15 protein-coding genes are annotated in these 16,661 nt (G+C 63.4%); 5 read left to right on the top strand and 10 right to left on the bottom strand.

Going from position 1 to position 16,661, the window contains the following annotated elements; all coding sequences use genetic code 11:
* Positions 1-53: 53 nt before the first annotated feature.
* From soxA to ACVIN2_RS09520, 7 genes are read right to left on the bottom strand one after another with little or no spacing between them, the layout of a single operon-like run.
* A complete protein-coding gene (soxA, locus tag ACVIN2_RS09550) occupies positions 54-833 on the bottom strand; it encodes a sulfur oxidation c-type cytochrome SoxA (protein WP_456765423.1) in 780 nt (259 codons plus the stop codon).
* Positions 830-1,147 (bottom strand): thiosulfate oxidation carrier complex protein SoxZ, encoded by a 318-nt coding sequence (gene soxZ, locus ACVIN2_RS09545; protein ID WP_456765422.1) that lies wholly within the window; start codon positions 1,145-1,147, stop codon positions 830-832. Before soxZ ends, soxA begins: the two co-directional genes overlap by 4 nt.
* The gene (locus ACVIN2_RS09540; RefSeq protein WP_456765421.1) at positions 1,147-1,614 is read right to left on the bottom strand and encodes a SoxY-related AACIE arm protein; all 468 of its coding nucleotides are present in this window, start codon (positions 1,612-1,614) and stop codon (positions 1,147-1,149) included. The genes soxZ and ACVIN2_RS09540 overlap by 1 nt, the downstream gene beginning before the upstream one ends.
* An 8-nt stretch (positions 1,615-1,622) precedes the next feature.
* Positions 1,623-2,075 carry a sulfur oxidation c-type cytochrome SoxX gene (gene soxX / locus ACVIN2_RS09535; protein ID WP_456765420.1) on the bottom strand — a complete coding sequence of 151 codons (453 nt, stop codon included), beginning with the start codon at positions 2,073-2,075 and terminating at the stop codon, positions 1,623-1,625.
* Complete coding sequence (locus ACVIN2_RS09530; protein ID WP_456765419.1) at positions 2,068-3,339, bottom strand: FCSD flavin-binding domain-containing protein; 1,272 nt, start codon at positions 3,337-3,339, stop codon at positions 2,068-2,070. Before ACVIN2_RS09530 ends, soxX begins: the two co-directional genes overlap by 8 nt.
* Positions 3,340-3,393: 54 nt before the next feature.
* On the bottom strand, positions 3,394-5,580 hold the full coding sequence (locus ACVIN2_RS09525; RefSeq protein ID WP_456765418.1) for a molybdopterin cofactor-binding domain-containing protein: 2,187 nt from the start codon (positions 5,578-5,580) through the stop codon (positions 3,394-3,396).
* Positions 5,581-5,591: 11 nt separating this feature from the next.
* Positions 5,592-6,041: a (2Fe-2S)-binding protein gene (locus tag ACVIN2_RS09520; RefSeq protein WP_007594050.1), complete on the bottom strand. Its 450-nt coding sequence runs from the start codon at positions 6,039-6,041 to the stop codon at positions 5,592-5,594.
* Positions 6,042-6,298: 257 nt separating this feature from the next.
* Between ACVIN2_RS09520 and ACVIN2_RS09515 the strand changes: the two genes are divergently transcribed.
* Positions 6,299-7,918, top strand: coding sequence for a B12-binding domain-containing radical SAM protein (locus ACVIN2_RS09515; RefSeq protein ID WP_456765417.1), 1,620 nt, complete (start codon positions 6,299-6,301; stop codon positions 7,916-7,918).
* 4 nt (positions 7,919-7,922) lie between these two features.
* Here ACVIN2_RS09515 and ACVIN2_RS09510 read toward each other — a convergent pair whose 3' ends face one another.
* Positions 7,923-9,311 carry an MFS transporter gene (locus ACVIN2_RS09510; protein WP_456765416.1) on the bottom strand — a complete coding sequence of 463 codons (1,389 nt, stop codon included), beginning with the start codon at positions 9,309-9,311 and terminating at the stop codon, positions 7,923-7,925.
* A 169-nt stretch (positions 9,312-9,480) separates the two neighbouring features.
* Between ACVIN2_RS09510 and ACVIN2_RS09505 the strand changes: the two genes are divergently transcribed.
* The 3 genes from ACVIN2_RS09505 (at position 9,481) to ACVIN2_RS09495 (ending at position 13,024) form a co-directional block, all read left to right on the top strand.
* Positions 9,481-10,542 carry an isocitrate/isopropylmalate dehydrogenase family protein gene (locus ACVIN2_RS09505; protein WP_456765415.1) on the top strand — a complete coding sequence of 354 codons (1,062 nt, stop codon included), beginning with the start codon at positions 9,481-9,483 and terminating at the stop codon, positions 10,540-10,542.
* A 346-nt stretch (positions 10,543-10,888) separates the two neighbouring features.
* Positions 10,889-11,845 carry a c-type cytochrome gene (locus tag ACVIN2_RS09500; RefSeq protein WP_456765414.1) on the top strand — a complete coding sequence of 319 codons (957 nt, stop codon included), beginning with the start codon at positions 10,889-10,891 and terminating at the stop codon, positions 11,843-11,845.
* A gap of 207 nt (positions 11,846-12,052) precedes the next feature.
* The gene (locus ACVIN2_RS09495) at positions 12,053-13,024 is read left to right on the top strand and encodes an ABC transporter substrate-binding protein (RefSeq protein ID WP_456765413.1); all 972 of its coding nucleotides are present in this window, start codon (positions 12,053-12,055) and stop codon (positions 13,022-13,024) included.
* Positions 13,025-13,141: 117 nt separating this feature from the next.
* On the opposite strand, the gene lpxD is transcribed toward ACVIN2_RS09495, so the two are convergent.
* Entirely contained in the window at positions 13,142-14,176 is a 1,035-nt protein-coding gene (lpxD, locus tag ACVIN2_RS09490; RefSeq protein WP_456765412.1) for a UDP-3-O-(3-hydroxymyristoyl)glucosamine N-acyltransferase, read from the bottom strand.
* A 648-nt stretch (positions 14,177-14,824) separates the two neighbouring features.
* Positions 14,825-15,568: an SDR family NAD(P)-dependent oxidoreductase gene (locus tag ACVIN2_RS09485; protein WP_456765411.1), complete on the bottom strand. Its 744-nt coding sequence runs from the start codon at positions 15,566-15,568 to the stop codon at positions 14,825-14,827.
* A 156-nt stretch (positions 15,569-15,724) separates the two neighbouring features.
* On the opposite strand from ACVIN2_RS09485, the gene ACVIN2_RS09480 reads away from it, so the two are divergent.
* A complete protein-coding gene (locus ACVIN2_RS09480) occupies positions 15,725-16,495 on the top strand; it encodes a methyltransferase domain-containing protein (protein WP_456765410.1) in 771 nt (256 codons plus the stop codon).
* Positions 16,496-16,661: the final 166 nt, after the last annotated feature.

Raw genomic sequence — 16,661 nt, 5'->3', positions numbered from 1 at the left:
TTGGGCGGATACTAGCGGCCGTTCTGCGTCTGCCTAGCCCTAATCTGTGGAATTCAGGGCCGCACGGCCGGCGTTTCCATCGGCAAGCCATGCGCTCGCGACATCAGATAGAGTTCGAGCGCGACCAGCTCGGGCGCGCCGAAATCATAGGCCTGGGCGCGGACACCCGTCATGCAGCTGCGTAGCCGGCGCTCCAGCGACCCCAGCGTCTGCCATTCCAGGCGATAAAGCGGATAGCCGGTCGGCTGTCCCTGCGTGATCGGCGCGCCGGCAAGTCGCTTATCGAAATTGTCGTCGTGGCAATTGGTGCAGGCAAGGTTGAGCTGGCCCTGGCGCTGCATGAAGAGGTCGCGGCCCTGTTCGACGAATGGCTTCAGTTGCGGATCGTCGCCGGCCGTGATCGCGGTGCCGCGCGATTGGTGCGCGACGAAGGCGGACAAGGCCAGCAGGTCGCGACTCTCGTAGGGGAGCGCCGGTGCCTGCTGATGATTGCTGCGGCACAGATTGATGCGCTGGTCGAGCTTGACCGGGCGCGCCAGCGCCTTGTCGAAGGCCGGGTAGCGCGCCGCGACGCCTTTCATGCTGCCGTGTGCATCGCCATGGCAATCCGCACAGGCCTTGTCGGCGCTACCGGTCCTCTTCGTCCACAACGCCTCACCGTCGAGCACGAACAGCATGCCGGGATTTGAGCTGTCGTCATCCTGCATCGCGCGGGTGTCGGGCCCCATGAACGAATAGCCGGAGCGGCGCGCGTCCGGCGGAATCTCGCCGGCGAGCAGGGCAGGGCTCGTGGCGAGGAGCGCCGCGGCCGATATCGCGCGCCAAAAACTCATTCGACGGTGATCGACGCCGATGCGCTGGACGAATAGCCGTTGTCGCCGATCCATTCGAACTCGAACTTGCCGCTCTCCTTCGCGACCGTGAAGAACGACAGATAGGGATTGGCTGCTATCGCCGGAAAGAGATCGGCGCGAAAAACCTCGGTGCCGTTATAGCGGCACGTAAAGCTGGTGATGATGTCGCGCGGGACCAACGCGCCGTCCGCGGTATGGCGGAAGCCGGTCTCCATGATGTGCGAGGTCAACGTGCGGATTTCGATGATTTCGCCGCGTCTGGCTTTCGCGGGAACGTTGATGAGCGCGGCCATCAGTTCATCTCCTCGGTGCAGGCGGCCAGCGTCACGACGATTTCGGTCGTGACCTGCCAGAACGTGTCGTCGGAAAGGCGCGCTATCGCCACCACCTTCTGGGTGTCGGCGAGCCGGATCCGGGTCGAGACCTGGGCGCGACCAGAGGAGGGGCCGAGATGGAAGTTGCCGATGTTGGGCTGCGGGTTCTTCTCGTTGAAGACGTGAATGCTCTTGACGTAGTCGTCCGCCGTCATCGGGCTCGCGACGCTCACGGTCAGCGGCACCGTGTTGCCGTTCTCGACCAGCGGCGGAATGTCGAGCTTCACCTTACCGGTGCGTACAGGTGCTTCGCCGACGACGTTGCGGATCGCGGCGTTTAGCATCGCCGGTGTCGCCTCGAGCGGCCGCAGCGTGACGATCGGGATCGTCCCGGCGACCGTTACGCTTCCGGCAAGGTTCAGGAATTGTCGTCGCGTGGTTGGCATGAACAGTCCTAGTCCCGAAGCGTTGCGAGAAAAGCCACGATGTCCTCGATCTCGGTGGCGGACAAGATCGGTTTGCCGGCGAAATTTCGCCCGACCCGCACGAGGTGATCGGTGCGATAATAGGACGGCATGATGGTCTCAGGGTTGAAGCGCGCTGCATCGACCAGTCGAAGCCGCAACTGGCTCACCGTCCAGCGGTTCCCCGCACCCGAGAGATCAGGCGCGAGGTCGCCCTGGAACCGGGTTTCCGGGAACGGACCGGAATGGCACAGGATGCAAGTCGTCGTGCGTGCCAGCACCAGCGCGCGCCCGCGCGCGGCATCGCCGGGCGCGCCGGTGAGCGATTCCGCAATGCCGTCGCCGGTGATGTTGTAGGGCAGGAGCTCCTCGGCTCCCGCATGGCAGGCGAAGGCGACACTGGCGGCGATCAGCGCTGCGATATGGACCAATGCTCTAGCCAAAGGTGTCCGCCGTGATGGTTTGAAACCAGCGCTCGGCTTCAGCCGCCTCGCGGGCGCGCAATTCGCGCGGCGCATCGATCGGGCTGGTCGCGCCGCCCTCGACCTCGGCGAAGATGTCGCCCCTGGGCTGGTAATTGCCCGCGAGCGAAAAGCCGTAGCCGGGTGCGACGATGTTGTAGCAGACGCCTGTCAATCGCGGCGTTTCTGGTGCGCGGCCGGCAAGGAGGTTCACGATCACGGCGGCGCAGGCCTTGCCCTGTGCGCTTGCCGCGGATGCCGATTTGGGAATGCCCCCGCCGAGGCAGGCATCGCCGATGACGTGGATGTTCTGGACAAGCTTCGACTCGAAGGTGACGGGATCGATCGGGCACCAGCCGGTGGCATCCGCAGCGCCCGCGACCTCGGCGATGCGTCCGGCACGCTGCGGCGGGATGACGTTGGCGACGTCAGGGATATAATTGCCGAACTCGGTGACGATGGTCCTGGTCGCGGCATCGACCGAGGTCACGCGGCCGCCTTGCGACAGCCCGATGCGTTCGATCATGTCGCCGTAAAGCTCCTTCCACGCCTTCTCGAACAGTCGCTGCTGGGAGAAATTGTCCTTGGCGTCGAGGACCAGCACTTTCGAGCGCGGCTTCTTGGTTTTCAGGTAATGCGCAATCAGGCTGGCGCGCTCGTAAGGAGCAGGCGGACAGCGCGAGGGATTGGCGGGGATCGCAATGGCGACAGTGCCGCCGTCCGGCATGGCCTCCAGCTGCCGACGCAGCAACAGCGTCTGCGCGCCGGCCTTCCAGGCATGCGGCATCTTTTCGGATGCCGCGTCGTCGTAGCCAGGCAGAGCCTCGAAATGGAAGTCGATGCCGGGAGAGAGGACGAGACGATCATAGGGCAGCGCAACGCCATCGGCCGTCACGACGCTGCGCAGCTGCGGCTCGATTGTGGTTACGGCTTGGCTGATCACCGTCACGCCTTCGGCACCAAGCCTATCATAGCCAAATTGCTGAGCTTCGATGTCGCGCAGGCCGGCAATTACCTCGTTGCTGAAGGGACAGGAGGTGAAGGCTGCATTGGGCTCGATCAGGATGACTTGCAAGTTTGCCTGCGCGCGCTTCAGCGCGCGGGCGCACGCCGCACCGCCAAAACCGCCGCCGACCATGACGACGCGGCCCGCCGATTGCGCGCGCAGGATCGAAGGAACGGCGAATGATGTAGCCGCGGCGGCGATGCCGAGGACGGCATCCCGCCGTGTCACCGACGCATTCATGAGGCTTGTCCGGAAAGGGTGCCGCGGCGGCCGTTACGGCCGCCGCGGCGTTTCTCAGGCGAAGGTGATGTTCTGGTCGCGCAACGGCACCGAGCGGATGCGTTTGCCCGTCGCCGCGAAGTAAGCATTGAGCACCGCCGGCGCCGCGACGCCGATGGTCGGCTCGCCGACGCCGCCCCAGAACCCGCCGCTCGGCACCATCACCGATTCGACCTTCGGCATCTCGTTGATGCGCATCGAATTGTAGGTGTCGAAGTTGGTCTGCTCGATCTTGCCGTCCTTGACGGTGCAGCCGCCGTAGAACAAGGCGCTAAGGCCATAGACGAAGGAGCCTGCGATCTGTCGCTCCACCTGCGCCGGATTGACGACGTAGCCGGGATCGGTGGAGGCGACGATGCGATGCACCTTGATCTTGTTGCCGTCGGTCACCGAGATTTCGGCGGCGCCGGCGACATAGCTGCCATAGCCCATGACCTGCGCGATGCCGCGATAGATGCCCTGCGGCGCCGGGGTGCTCCAGCCGATCTTCTCCGCCACGGCATTGAGCACCGCCAGATGCTTGGGGTGATTGCCCATCAGCTTGCGGCGGAATTCGAGCGGGTCCTGGCCTGCGGCCTGGGCCAGCTCGTCCATGAAGCATTCCATGTAGATCGCGTTGTGATTGACGTTGACGCCGCGCCAGAAGCCCGGCGGAACGTGCGGGTTGCGCATCGCATGCTCGACCAGGAGGTTTGGCACGGAGTAACCGAACGCGGCTTCGCCGGACTGGGCGACGCCCTGGAACGCGGCAGGATCCATGCCGTTCTGCAGCGCTTCGGGACGGAGCGAGAACAGGATCGATTGCCCGGACAGGCGGTAGTGTAGTGCGACCAGATTGTTGTCCGCATCGAACGCGCCGGTCATTTTGCACTGGGTGATCGGGTGATATCGGCCGTGCGCCATGTCCTCTTCGCGCGACCACAACAGCTTGATCGGCGTGCCCGGCATCTCCTTGGCGATCAGGACGGCTTGGCGGACATAGTCGGTCTGGCCGCGCCGGCCGAAGCCGCCGCCGGGCATCACCTTGTGCACGTCGCACTTCTCCGCCGGCAGGCCCGACGCTTCCAACGTGGCCGCGAAGGCCGCCTCGCCATTTTGCGTGCCGCACCAGACCTCGCATTTGTCCGCCGTGTAGAGCGCCGTGGCGTTCATCGGCTCCATGGTGGCGTGGTTCTGGTAGGGATAGTTGTAGACGGCCTCGATCTTCTTGGCGGCACCGGCAATCGCCGCCTTCGCGTCGCCGTTCTTGTTGCCGACATAGGCCGGCTGCCCGTTGTCGAGGCCTTCGGTCAGCCATTTCGCGATCGACTCGCTGGAGACCTTGGCGTTGTCGCCCTCGTCCCAGACGATCGGCAGCGCCTCCAGCGCGGTCTTGGCGTGCCACCAGGTGTCGGCAACGACCGCGACCGCGGTGTCGCCGACCTTGACGACCTTCTTGACGCCCTTCATGCCGGTGATCTTGGCTTCGTCATAGCTCTTCAGCTTGCCGCCGAACACCGGGCAGTCCTTGATCGCGGCGTTCAGCATGCCCGGCAGCTTGACGTCGATGCCGTAGATCATGGTGCCGGTGGTCTTCTCGGCGGTGTCCAGCCGCTTCACGCCCTTGCCGATCAGCTTCCAGTCCTTGGGGTCCTTCAGCTTGACGTCGGCCGGTGGCGTCAACTTGGCCGCAGCCTCCGCGACCTTGCCGTAGGTCGTGGTCTTGCCGGTCGGCGTGTGGGTGATGACGCTGTTGGCGGCCGTGCATTCCGACGCCGGCACTTTCCACGCCTCGGCGGCAGCCTGGATCAGCATCACGCGTGCGGTGGCACCGCCCTTGCGGACATAGTCTTGCGAAGAGCGGATGCCGCGGCTGCCGCCGGTCGAGAAATCGCCCCAGACGCGCTTGCGGGCGACGCTCTGGCCCGGTGTCGGATATTCGGTCGAGACCTTCGACCAGTCGCATTCGAGTTCCTCGGCGACGAGCTGGGCAAGGCCGGTGAGCGAGCCCTGGCCCATTTCGGAGCGGGCGATGCGGATGACGACGGTGTCGTCGGGCCTGACCACGACCCAGGCGCCGATCTCGGGGGAGCCGTCGGCCGCGCGGACCATTGCGGGGCCGCCGAAGGGGATATCGAGGCCGATTGCGAGACCTGCGCCGACCGCGGCGGTGCCGATGACGAAGGCACGGCGGTTCATCCTGGGAGAGACATGCTTGTTCATGTGGCGGCTCCTTACGCGCTTGCGATCGTGTGGATCGCTTCGCGCACCTGCTGGAAGGTGCCGCAGCGGCAGATATTGGTGATGGCCTCGTCGATGTCGGCGTCGGTCGGCTTCGGCTTCTCGCTCAGCAGCGCCGCGACCGCCATGATCATCCCGCTCTGGCAATAGCCGCATTGCGGCACGTCCTGGGCAATCCAGGCTTCCTGCACCTTGTGCAGTGCGTTGCCGGAGGCGAGCCCTTCGATGGTCGTGATCTTCTTGCCTGCGGCCTCGCCGACTGAAACGCCGCAGGAGCGGGTGGCGACGCCGTCGATGTGAACGGTGCAGGCGCCGCATTGTGCAATGCCGCAGCCATATTTCGTTCCGGTCAGGCCGGCATTCTCGCGGATCGCCCACAGCAGGGGCGTATCCGGCTCGACGTCGAGCGTGAAGGTTTTTCCGTTGATTGTTAGGTTTGCCATCGCAGTCCCCTGATTGGCCCAATCCACCGATTGGACTCAGGGGCGCAATGTGTCCGGCAAATTGGAAACGTTCAAATCAATAGTCCGAGGGGTAGCCGCTGGAGATTCCCGCCCTGGACGCCCGCGGCACGGCTTGGGGCGCCGTCCTCCGGCTTCCGCGCCAACGCCCCCGGAACCGAGAGCGACAGTTTGTCCCTTTTGCCGGGATGCAAGTCGACAATGCTCTGCTACAGTGGAATCAGCCAAAAAGGGGTTCCATGAACGTACCGCAGCCTTGCAAAGTCCTGATGCTCTATCCGCTGTTCTCGGCAGAGTCCTTCTGGAGCTTTGGCGAATCCTGCAAAGTGTTGGGCGTGAAGCGCCCCGCGGCCCCTTTGGGGCTGATCACCGTTGCCGCGATGTTGCCCGAGCACTGGACGGTCCGGCTGATCGATTGCAACACGGAAGCCTTCAGCGACGAGGATCTTTCCTGGGCCGACGTCGTCTTCACCGGCGGTATGATGCCGCAGCAGGCCGACACGCTGCGCCTGATCGAAATTTGCCGTGCCGCGGGCAAGCCGGTGGTCGTCGGCGGTCCCGATCCCACCTCGAGCCCCCATATCTATGAGAGGGCCGACTTCCAGGTGCTCGGCGAGGCCGAAAGCGTTCTCCACGAATTCGTCGCGGCCTGGGACAGTGGCGCACGCTCCGGCGTCTTCATCGCGCCGAAATTCCAGGCCGACGTCACCAAGACGCCGGTGCCGCGCTTCGACCTGCTGAAGTTCGAGGACTACCTTTATCTCGGTGTGCAGTATTCCCGCGGCTGCCCGTTCACCTGCGAGTTCTGCGACATCATCGAGCTCTATGGCCGGGTGCCGCGAACCAAGACGAACGAGCAGATGCTGGTCGAGCTCGACAGGCTCTACGCCATGGGCTACCGCGGCCATCTCGACTTCGTCGACGACAATTTCATCGGCAACAAGAAGTCGCTGCGGCTGTTCCTGCCCCAGCTCGCCGAATGGCAGCGCGCCCACGGCTATCCGTTCGAATTGTCGACCGAAGCCTCGGTCAATCTGGCCGACGATCCCGAGCTATTGAACCTGATGGGCCAGGCGAATTTCTTCGCCATCTTCGTCGGCATCGAAAGTCCGGATCCGGCGACGCTGGTCGCGATGCGGAAGAAACAGAACACGCGGCGCAACATCGCCGAGAGCATCCACAAGATCTACGCCGCGGGCATGCTCGTCACCGCGGGTTTCATCGTCGGCTTCGACAATGAGAAGCTCTCGATGGCGGATGCCATGATCGACTTCATCGAAGAGGCGGCGATCCCGGTCAGCATGGTCGGCCTGCTCTATGCCTTGCCGAACACGCAACTGACGCGCCGCCTGGAGCGCGAAGGCCGGCTGCATCCGGGCCATGATTTGGCGCCGACCATCGGCGCGGATCAGTGCACCGCCGGGATCAACTTCGACCCGGTGCGCCCGTTGCGCGACATCCTGACGGACTACAAGCGCGTGCTGGAGCACATCTACAGCCCGGAGGCCTATGCAAGGCGCATCGATCGTCTGATGACGCTGCTCGACCGCTCGCGCCAGCGCCAGGAGCTCGCCGAAGGCGATATCCGCGCCCGGATCGGCGCGATGGAAACGGTGCACAAGGTGGTCACAGCCCTTCCCGAGGCGCGTGGGCCGCTGTGGCAGACCTTCATGAACTGCGCCAAGCGCGACACCACGTCGGCGCGGATTGCCGTGCAGATGATCGCTGCCTATGCGCATCTCGGGCCGTTCTCGCGCAAGGTCATCGCTGCCATCGATGAGCGTCTCGCAGCACTCGACGAGGGGACGGTCGTTCCGGTCGCGACTGTCGAGGTGACGGCGGCCCGACATCTGGCCTGACGGTCTACTTCACCGCCAGCCGCAAAAAGCTCATCACGCTGCCGAGCGCGGCAAAGCCCGCGCCGAGTGCCAGCGCTACGGTCGCACCGTCATGACCGGCGAGCGAGAAGCAGGCTGCGGCGAGCGCCGCACCCGTCGTCTGCCCCGTCAGGCGCGCGGTGGCGACGATGCCCGAGGCGCTGCCGCTGCGATGTGGCGGCGCGCTCGACATCACCGCCTTCATGTTCGGCGCCTGGAAGAAGCCGAATCCCATGCCGCAGATCACCATCCGCCAGATGATGTCGGGGATCGCAGGATTGGCCGGCAGCATCGCCAGCAGCGCCATGCCGAGGCCGAGCAGCACGAGCCCGATGCCGCCGAGCAATCCGACCGCGTGCCGGTCGGAGAGGCGTCCTGCGATCGGCGCCATGATGCCGACCACCAGCGGCCACGGCGTCATGAAGAAGCCGGTCTCGACCTGCGAACGCCCCAGCACGTCCTCGAAATAGAACGGCAGCGAGACGAAGGCGAGGCCCTGCACCGCGAACGAGCACACCGCCGTCGCCGCCGACAGCGCGAACATCGGCCGGCTGAACAGGTCGATCGGCAGCATCGGGGCCGGATGATCGGCATGGCGGCGCGTCAGGATGAAGCCGAGCACCAGGGCCGTGACCAGCTCGATGCCCACGACCACGGGTGAGAGATTATGCGCAGCACTGCCGATACCCGTGATGAACAAGCCGAGACAGGCCGACGCGAGGGCCGCGCCGAGAAAGTCGAAGCCATGATCGGCGCGGGGCGTCTTCGGCAGCATCGCAAATCCGATGCCGATCGCGACCAGGCCGAACGGGATGTTGACGGCGAACAGCCATGGCCACGGGCCGACCGCGAGGATGGCGGAGGCGATCGAGGGACCGAAGGTGAAGGCGGTCGCGACCACCAGCGCGTTGTGGCCGAAGCCGCGGCCGAGCATTCGGCCGGGATAGACGAAGCGCACCAGCGCCGTGTTGACGCTCATGATGCCGCTCGCACCCAGCCCTTGCAGCGTGCGCGCGACCAGCAGGCTCTCCAGCGACCACGCCACCGCGCAGAACAGCGAGGCGATGGTGAACAGGATCAGGCCGCCGAGATAAATGCGCTGGTGCCCGACGATCTCGCCGAGCGCGCCGAGCGGCAGCAGCGTCGCCACCAGCGCGATCTGGTAGACGTTGACCACCCAGACCGATTGCTCCGGGGTCACATGCAGGTCGCCGGCAATGGCGGGCAGCGCGATGTTGGCGACCGCGGTGTCCAGCGAGGCCATCGCCAGCGCGGTGAAGATCGCGGCAATGGCCCAGCGCCGCTGTGCGGGCGGAAGGCCGTCGGAAATGGTGTGGTCGGGCTTGCGCGCGGCGGCAGGTAACGTGATTGTCATTGCGTTAGCGCGTTGCTCCGGCGGCCGGCTCCATGGGACTTGGCATGTACTACGGCGCGGCCGCCTTCCACAGGCATATGCTTGCATGCAGTGTATGCGCGAAGGCTGGGCGATGAACCTGCGCGCCGGCGTATGATCACGCGAACTGCTGCAATGTCAGGGGAGCGCCATGCACATCGTCGTTTTGCCCGGTGACGGCATCGGGCCCGAGATCACGACCGCGACATCAGGCGTGCTGCGCGCGGCCTCCGAGCGCTTCCAGCTCAATCTGCGCCTGGAGGAGCATGCGGTCGGCCATGCGAGCCTCAAACAATTTGGCACGACGGTGCGCCCCGAGCTGCTCGACATCGTCCGCGCCGCCGACGGCCTGATCCTCGGGCCGACCGCGACCTTCGACTTCAAGGACGAAACCCATGGCGAGATCAACCCGTCGCGGCACTTTCGCAAGAACCTCGACCTCTACGCCAATGTCAGGCCCGCACGCACCTTTGCGGGGCGGTCCGGCCGGGTCGGCGATTTCGACCTCGTCGTGGTGCGCGAGAACACGGAGGGGTTTTACGCCGACCGCAACATGGAGCAGGGCAATGGCGAGATGCTGGTCACGCCTGACGTCGTGATCTCGCTGCGCCGGATCACGCGCCTGTGCTGCGAGCGCATCGCGCACGCGGCGTGCCGGCTGGCGATGAAGCGACGCAAGCATCTCACCATCGTGCACAAGGCCAATGTGCTCAAGCTCGGCGACGGCATGTTCCTCGACATCTGCCGCGCGGCGGCGAAGACCTATCCCGGCCTTGGGGTCGACGACATCCTCGTCGACGCCATGATGGCGCATGTGGTGCGTAACCCCGACCGCTTCGACGTCATCGTCGCCACCAACATGTTCGGCGACATCCTGTCCGATCTCACCGCCGAGCTCTCGGGCAGCCTCGGCCTCGGCGGCTCGCTCAATGTCGGCGACAGCTTCGCCATGGCGCAGGCCGCGCATGGCTCGGCGCCTGACATCGCCGGACAGGACGTTGCTAATCCGGTCTCGCTGATCCTGTCGACGGCGTTGCTGCTGGCCTGGCACGGCCAGAACAGCGGCGCGGTGCGCTACGAGGAAGCCGCACGTGCGATCGAGGCGGCGGTGGCAAAAGCGATCGGCGAGGGCAGGGCGACGCGCGATGTCGGCGGCAAGCTCGGCACCATCGCGGCGGGAGCGGCGATCGCGGAGATCCTGCAGGCGGGGTGAGTGGTCATGCGGGGTCTTGCGTGTTTTTTTAAGGGCCCAAAACAAAAAACGCGAAAACAACCCCATGCACAGTAGAAGGCCCCTTGATCAATAAGGGATTTTCGAATCGCATCGCGACGACATTCGCGGCGGCCCTGACGTTGACGCGTCGGGCAAAACACTGGCAGGATGCCAGGATTGCACCGATCGGCAAAAGACCATCGGGTGCTTCCTGTGAAGGAGCGATGTGCGCTTCCTGTGGTGAAGCAGATCCAGGCGTGCAGCTCCGGCATTCCGCTTTCGAAGTGCTAAGTTTCTTTTTCTTTTTCGCTGATTTTGCTCGATCCATTTGCAGAGGTTTATTGCCATGAAAATGTCTGTGCCAATTTTGTGGGCAGCCGTGATCCTCACCGCGACCGCTGCCTTGGCGCAGAATGGGCTTCCGGCCTGGGCGTTCTTGTGGGACCCGACCGTCAAGGTGCCCCCGGCTGACGACAAGCCCAATCAACTCGCCGGCAGCAACGCCGCGTTCAGCTGGAAGCAGGCGCGCGATCTTTTCTTTGCGCCTGATTGGCATCCGGACGACCACCCGGCCATGCCGGAAATCGTTGCCAACGGACGAAAGCCGGATGTCCGCGCTTGCGGATCGTGCCATCGCGTCGAGGGCACCGGCGGTCCTGAAAATGCGAGTCTCGCGGGCTTGCCGGCGAGCTATCTCGTTCAGCAGCTGGCTGATTTCAAAAGCGGCGCGCGAAAGATGTCGGGGCCGGAGAGGCCCTCCACACAATTGATGATGGCGTCAGTCAAAGCCATGACCGACGCCGAGATGCGCGCTGCGGCAGATTATTTCTCTGCGCAGAAGCCCAAGCAGATCATCAAGGTCGTCGAAAGCGAAAGCATTCCAAAGACGGGGCCGTCCCGCTTGTTCTACGTCAAAAGCCCGGAGGGCGGCTCCGAAACCCTCGGCCCGCGCATCGTCGAGGTACCGGACGATGTGGATCAGTTCGAGCTTCGAGACTCCCGGGCGACCTTCACAGCCTATGTTCCGGTTGGAAGTCTGGCGAGGGGAGAAACACTCGCCAAGACGGGCGGATCGGGAATAACCGTCGCCTGCGGTAGCTGCCACGGTCCGGAGTTGAAAGGCGTCGGTGATATTCCGCCAATTGCCGGGCGCTCGCCGACCTACATCGTGCGCCAGCTTCATGAGTTTCAAAGCGGGGGCCGCGTGGCAAGCGCAAGCTCCCTGATGCAACAGACCGTCGAAAAGTTGTCGCAGAACGACATGATCGCGCTGGCTGCCTACGTGGCGTCGCTCTCGCCATGACCCGAGCCGCTGCTGCGGGGAATGACGTCGCTCCCTAGCGTGGAGCGTCGGTTGGCATGGGCATCGGCAGGTCCCGAGTCTGGGGAGAGCAGAAGTCATCGCCTCCGGTGCAGACTGCCGCCTTTGCCCCGATCCGGTCGTCAGTTCGCTTGGAGCAACGTAGAACAATGGCTGTTCTCAGCCGGAGTGTATGAGACTGGATTGGTAATGAAACGACGAGAATTCCTGATTTTGGTTGGTGTGGCGTCTGCGTTGCCGCTGGCAGCGCGAGCACAGCAAGCAAAGCGAATGCCCCGAATTGGCCTTCTCCTCCCTCCACCGCGGAATTTGGAAGTCGACGCGTTCCTCAAGGGGCTCAGCGATCTCGGTTGGGTTAACGACGTGAACGTTCATGTCGAATACCGCGACGCCGGTGGCGACGACGCCAGGCTGCCGGCGCTTGCGAATGAACTTGTCGCTCTTGATGTTGACGTTCTCGTCACAGCCACATATCCCGGGATTCTTGCCGCTCACAACGCGACGGCAAAAATTCCGACCGTGATGATCGTAGGCCCCGATCTGGTGACCATAGGGCTTGCAGCCAGCATGGCTCATCCTGGCGGCAACATCACGGGGCAAACCTTTTTCCTGACAGAACTGGCTGCAAAGCGCTTGGAGATTCTCGCAGGCTTGGCTCCCTCGACGCGACGCGTAGGGGTGCTCATGCAGCGAGGAAATCCACTGAACAACACCACAATGAGCACCATGAGGAACGCGGCGCAGGCATTGAAGATGGAGCTACTACCTATCGAGGTCGACGTCCCCGGCGATCTCGAAAGCGCGCTGTCACTCGTCGGCTCTAACCCGATGGACGGCCTCGTGATCACGGATGCAAACGCGTTTGTCACCAACACGTCCATGGTCGCCGCGATTGTGGACAAGTGCCGGGTGCCATCGGTTGCCGCACCCATTGTCGCCTCCCGCGGGGCGGCCCTGATGGGTTACGGGGTGGACTTCACCGCAATGTTCCGCCACGCGGCTGTTTTCGTCGACAAGGTATTGAAAGGTGCTAACCCCGCCGAGATTCCCATCGAGCAGCCGACGCAGTTCAAGACCGTCATCAATCACAAGACCGCAAAGGCGCTCGGCGTGGAGATAGCTCCGTCCTTGCTGGTGCGCGCGGACGACGTGATCGAATAACAGCGCCAACCTCTGCAGTAGCCTCGTTCTCCGCGATCGCGGAGAACTTGCCGCTGGGATGAGGTCGCCCTGCGGGGGCCTTGCGTGTTTTTTACGGATGCTTCGGGGTGGCGCCAGCTATATGCCCGATTTGGTAAGTCGAGCCAGCGTAGCGAGTTGCCGCATCCATTGCATTCTAGGCCGGGCTGGATAGCCACCCCAGGTCGTTCCCGGGGGAACGTTGGTCATAACTCCCGAGCCCCCCGCCACCCTTGCACCCTTGCCAATCGTGACGTGAGGAGCGATCGCAACTCTGCCACCGAGGACGACAAAATCTTCAATCGTAACGCTGCCACTAAGCCCCGATTGTGCGACGATAATACAATGGCGGCCAATGACTACGTTGTGACCGATCTGACAGAGATTGTCGATCTTTGTAGCTTCTCCGATGATCGTGTCTCTTATGCCGCCCCGATCGATCGTCGTGCCGGCCCCGATCTCTACGTCGTCGTGGATAATGACTCGCCCGGTCTGCGGGACTTTTTGCCATCGGACACCGGCGACATAGCCAAAACCGTCCTGCCCAATATGGGAGCCCGGATGGATGACGACCCGCTCACCCATAAGCGTATGTGTAATCGAACAGCCCGCGCCAATCGTGCAGTTGCGGCCTATCAGAACATCCGGGCCGATCACGGCCGTGGCGGAGATGATGCTTCCCGCTCCAATCTCAGCTCGGGGTCCGATCACGGCTCCCGGATCAACCGTGATTCCGCCAGCAAGGCGCGCAGTTGGATGGATCGTCGAGCCGGAAGCTATGTCGCTGGCTTCGTAAACGGAGGTGGGCCGAAGAGACCGGGGATAAAGTTCGCTATGGACGTCAACAAATGCCTGGTAGGGCTGCTTCGCAAGCAGCGAGATGAGAGTACTTGGGGCGCAGTTTTCGAAGCGATGAAGCATCAGGCAGGCCCCGGCGCGCGTTGTAGTCAGCGCGTCGGCGTACTTGCCGCTTTCGATAAAGACGAGGTCATTCGGCCCGGCGAGTTCGAGTGGCGCAACGTTTGTAATCAGATGTGAAAGTCGTGTCGCGTCGTGACATTCGGCGCCGGTTAGCGAGATAATTCTGGCTACCGTCAAGCCTGCGGGGCTATCGAAGAACTTGCCGTCTCGCATATCCCCACCCCCATTGCGGAACGATTGCGAATAGGATGAGGCGATATCGCTGCAACCTGAATCGCCGCTCTTGCTGGTCTTGCGTCCAACCTTGAAAAGCTCCGTAAGGGCAATTCACCAAGTCTGCTTCATCCTTTCTCCAATTGAAGCTCGATCGCTCGATTTCGGTACGATTACGATGACCAGCGATTCTTTTGAGAGGAGAACGAACCAACCTGTCGTCGGTTGATTTAGATCAATGGTCAAGGACCATCTGTTGCGGGGCTCGAAAGAACCCGACAATACTGCATGTGGGCTAACTCGGTGGCGATAAGGCTCCATCGCTGTCCATAAAGGGCCAAGATTCATCAGGACGGCATTGATCAGCCGCGGGCCCGCTAGCGATGGCTTACGTTGTTTTCGGCTAGGCTAACGACGCTAAACGGCAACTATCCCGTCTGGAAGGACCTCGCGCCGCACGATTGCAAGGCTGCCATCGGGCAGGCCGTCAAATCCTTTTGGAGGTATGGAGATGATTGCGGGCGGTTCGTCGCCGCTCTACTGGTGTCCTTAGCCGGTTCGTCAGGGCGAACTGGAACTTTCTGCTCCTCCTGAAGACATCCGGAAAGGACCTGCCTCCGGGGCTGATGGACGCCAGGGATGATAGCCTCAGAACTGATACCTCCTCAGCCCCCCATCCACCGGGATCACCGTGCCCGTGATGTACCGCGCTACGGGTGACGCCAGGAACACCGCGAGCGCGGCGAGGTCTTCCGGCTCGCCCCAATAGCCGACGGGAATCTCTTCCTCCGCGAACCGCTCGCGATAATCAGGCGCGTAGTTGCGGCGGATCTGTTCGCTCATGATGCGGCCGGGCGGGATGCAGTTGATGGTGATGCCGTGCTCGCCGATCTCGCGCGACAGGCCCTTGGCCCAGGCGTGCACGGCGGCTTTGGCGGCAAACGCGGCGTTGAGGCCTTCCGGCTCGGACTTGCCGGTGATGTTGACGATGCGGCCCCATTTGCGTTCGATCATCTGCGGCAGCAGCGCATGCGCGATGCGGCGGTAGCTGGTGAAATTCAGCGCGATCGCTTCGTCCCATTGGCTGTCGGGCGCATCGACGGGGAGGGGGCGGCTGCCGCCGGCATTGTTGATGAGGATGTCGACATGGCCGAGCTCGCTCACGGCGAAGGCCGAAATCTTCTCCGCCGCGTCCTTGGCCATCACGTCCTGCTCGAATGGCGTGATCAGACCGGAGCCGACTTCCGTTACCAGCTCGGCGAGCAGGTCGGTGCGCCGTGCCACGCCGACGACGCGCACGCCTTCGGCAGCCAAGCCCTTGGCGATGGCGCGGCCGATGCCGACGCTCGCTCCGGTGACGACGGCGGTTTTCGATTTGAGCCCGAGATCCATGGTGACACGCCCTCTTGTTCGCTGTCAGCTTGTCGCTGTTCGTTTTTCTGTTCGTTTCCTGCCGTGTCCCGGCCAGCCTGATTTGCCCGACCGGGACGAGCAGTGGTAACCAAGAGCCGCGTTGAAGGAAACACGAAAAAGAAAAGGCGCCGAGCGATGGTCTGGGATCCGCAGCAATATCTGAAATTCTCCGGTCACCGGCTCCGGCCCGCCGTCGACCTCTTGATGCGGATTCCGGATGCTGGTCCGCGTGCGGTTGCCGATCTTGGCGCCGGCGCCGGCAACGTCACCAAGCTGATCAAGGAGCGTTGGCCGGACGCGACGGTAACCGGTGTCGAGGGCTCGGCCGAGATGGTTGCCGCCGGCCGCAAGGCGGCGCCGGACGTGGAATGGTCACACGAGGACCTCGGTCACTGGCGCCCGACGAAGCAATATGACGTCGTCTACTCCAATGCCGCGCTGCACTGGCTGCCCAATCATGCGGCACTGTTTCCGTCGATCATGGAGAAGGTGACGCCCGGCGGAATGCTCGCTGTGCAGATGCCGCGCAACTTTCTGGCGCCCTCGCATGTGCTGATTGGCGAGACCGCGCTGAACGGTCCCTGGCGGTCCAAGGTCGAGCATCTCGTCACGCCGCCGCCGGTCGAAGCGCCGGCCTATTATCACGGTCTTCTCGCTCCGATGTCGGCCAATATCGACATCTGGGAGACCGAATATCTGCAGGTGCTGGAAGGCGAGAATCCCGTGAAGGAATGGACCAAGGGGACCTGGCTGACGCGCTATCTCGACATCTTGCAGGGCGACGAGAAGGCCGCGTTCGAAGCCGCCTATGGGATGCGGGTCGCGAAAGCCTATCCGAAGAACGCCGCGGGACAGACGCTGTTTCCGTTCCGGCGTCTGTTCATGGTCGCCCAGCGCAACGGCTGATCGCACTGCCGCAATGCGACATAAGCGCTCGCTTCCGGGAACGGCAGCGGGTGCCGGGTTGCGCAAGATGGCTTGGCTGCGGCAAATTGGGCTTAGGTCTAGTTGTTCGGGTGGCGGATTGCTGCCACTACTGAAACCGGAAAACAAAAAAAACCCGGTTTTAGAG

Source organism: Bradyrhizobium sp. USDA 3650, from assembly GCF_054057395.1.
Note: the sequence above shows the minus strand (reverse complement) of the source record. Positions and strands in the feature narration are given on the sequence as shown.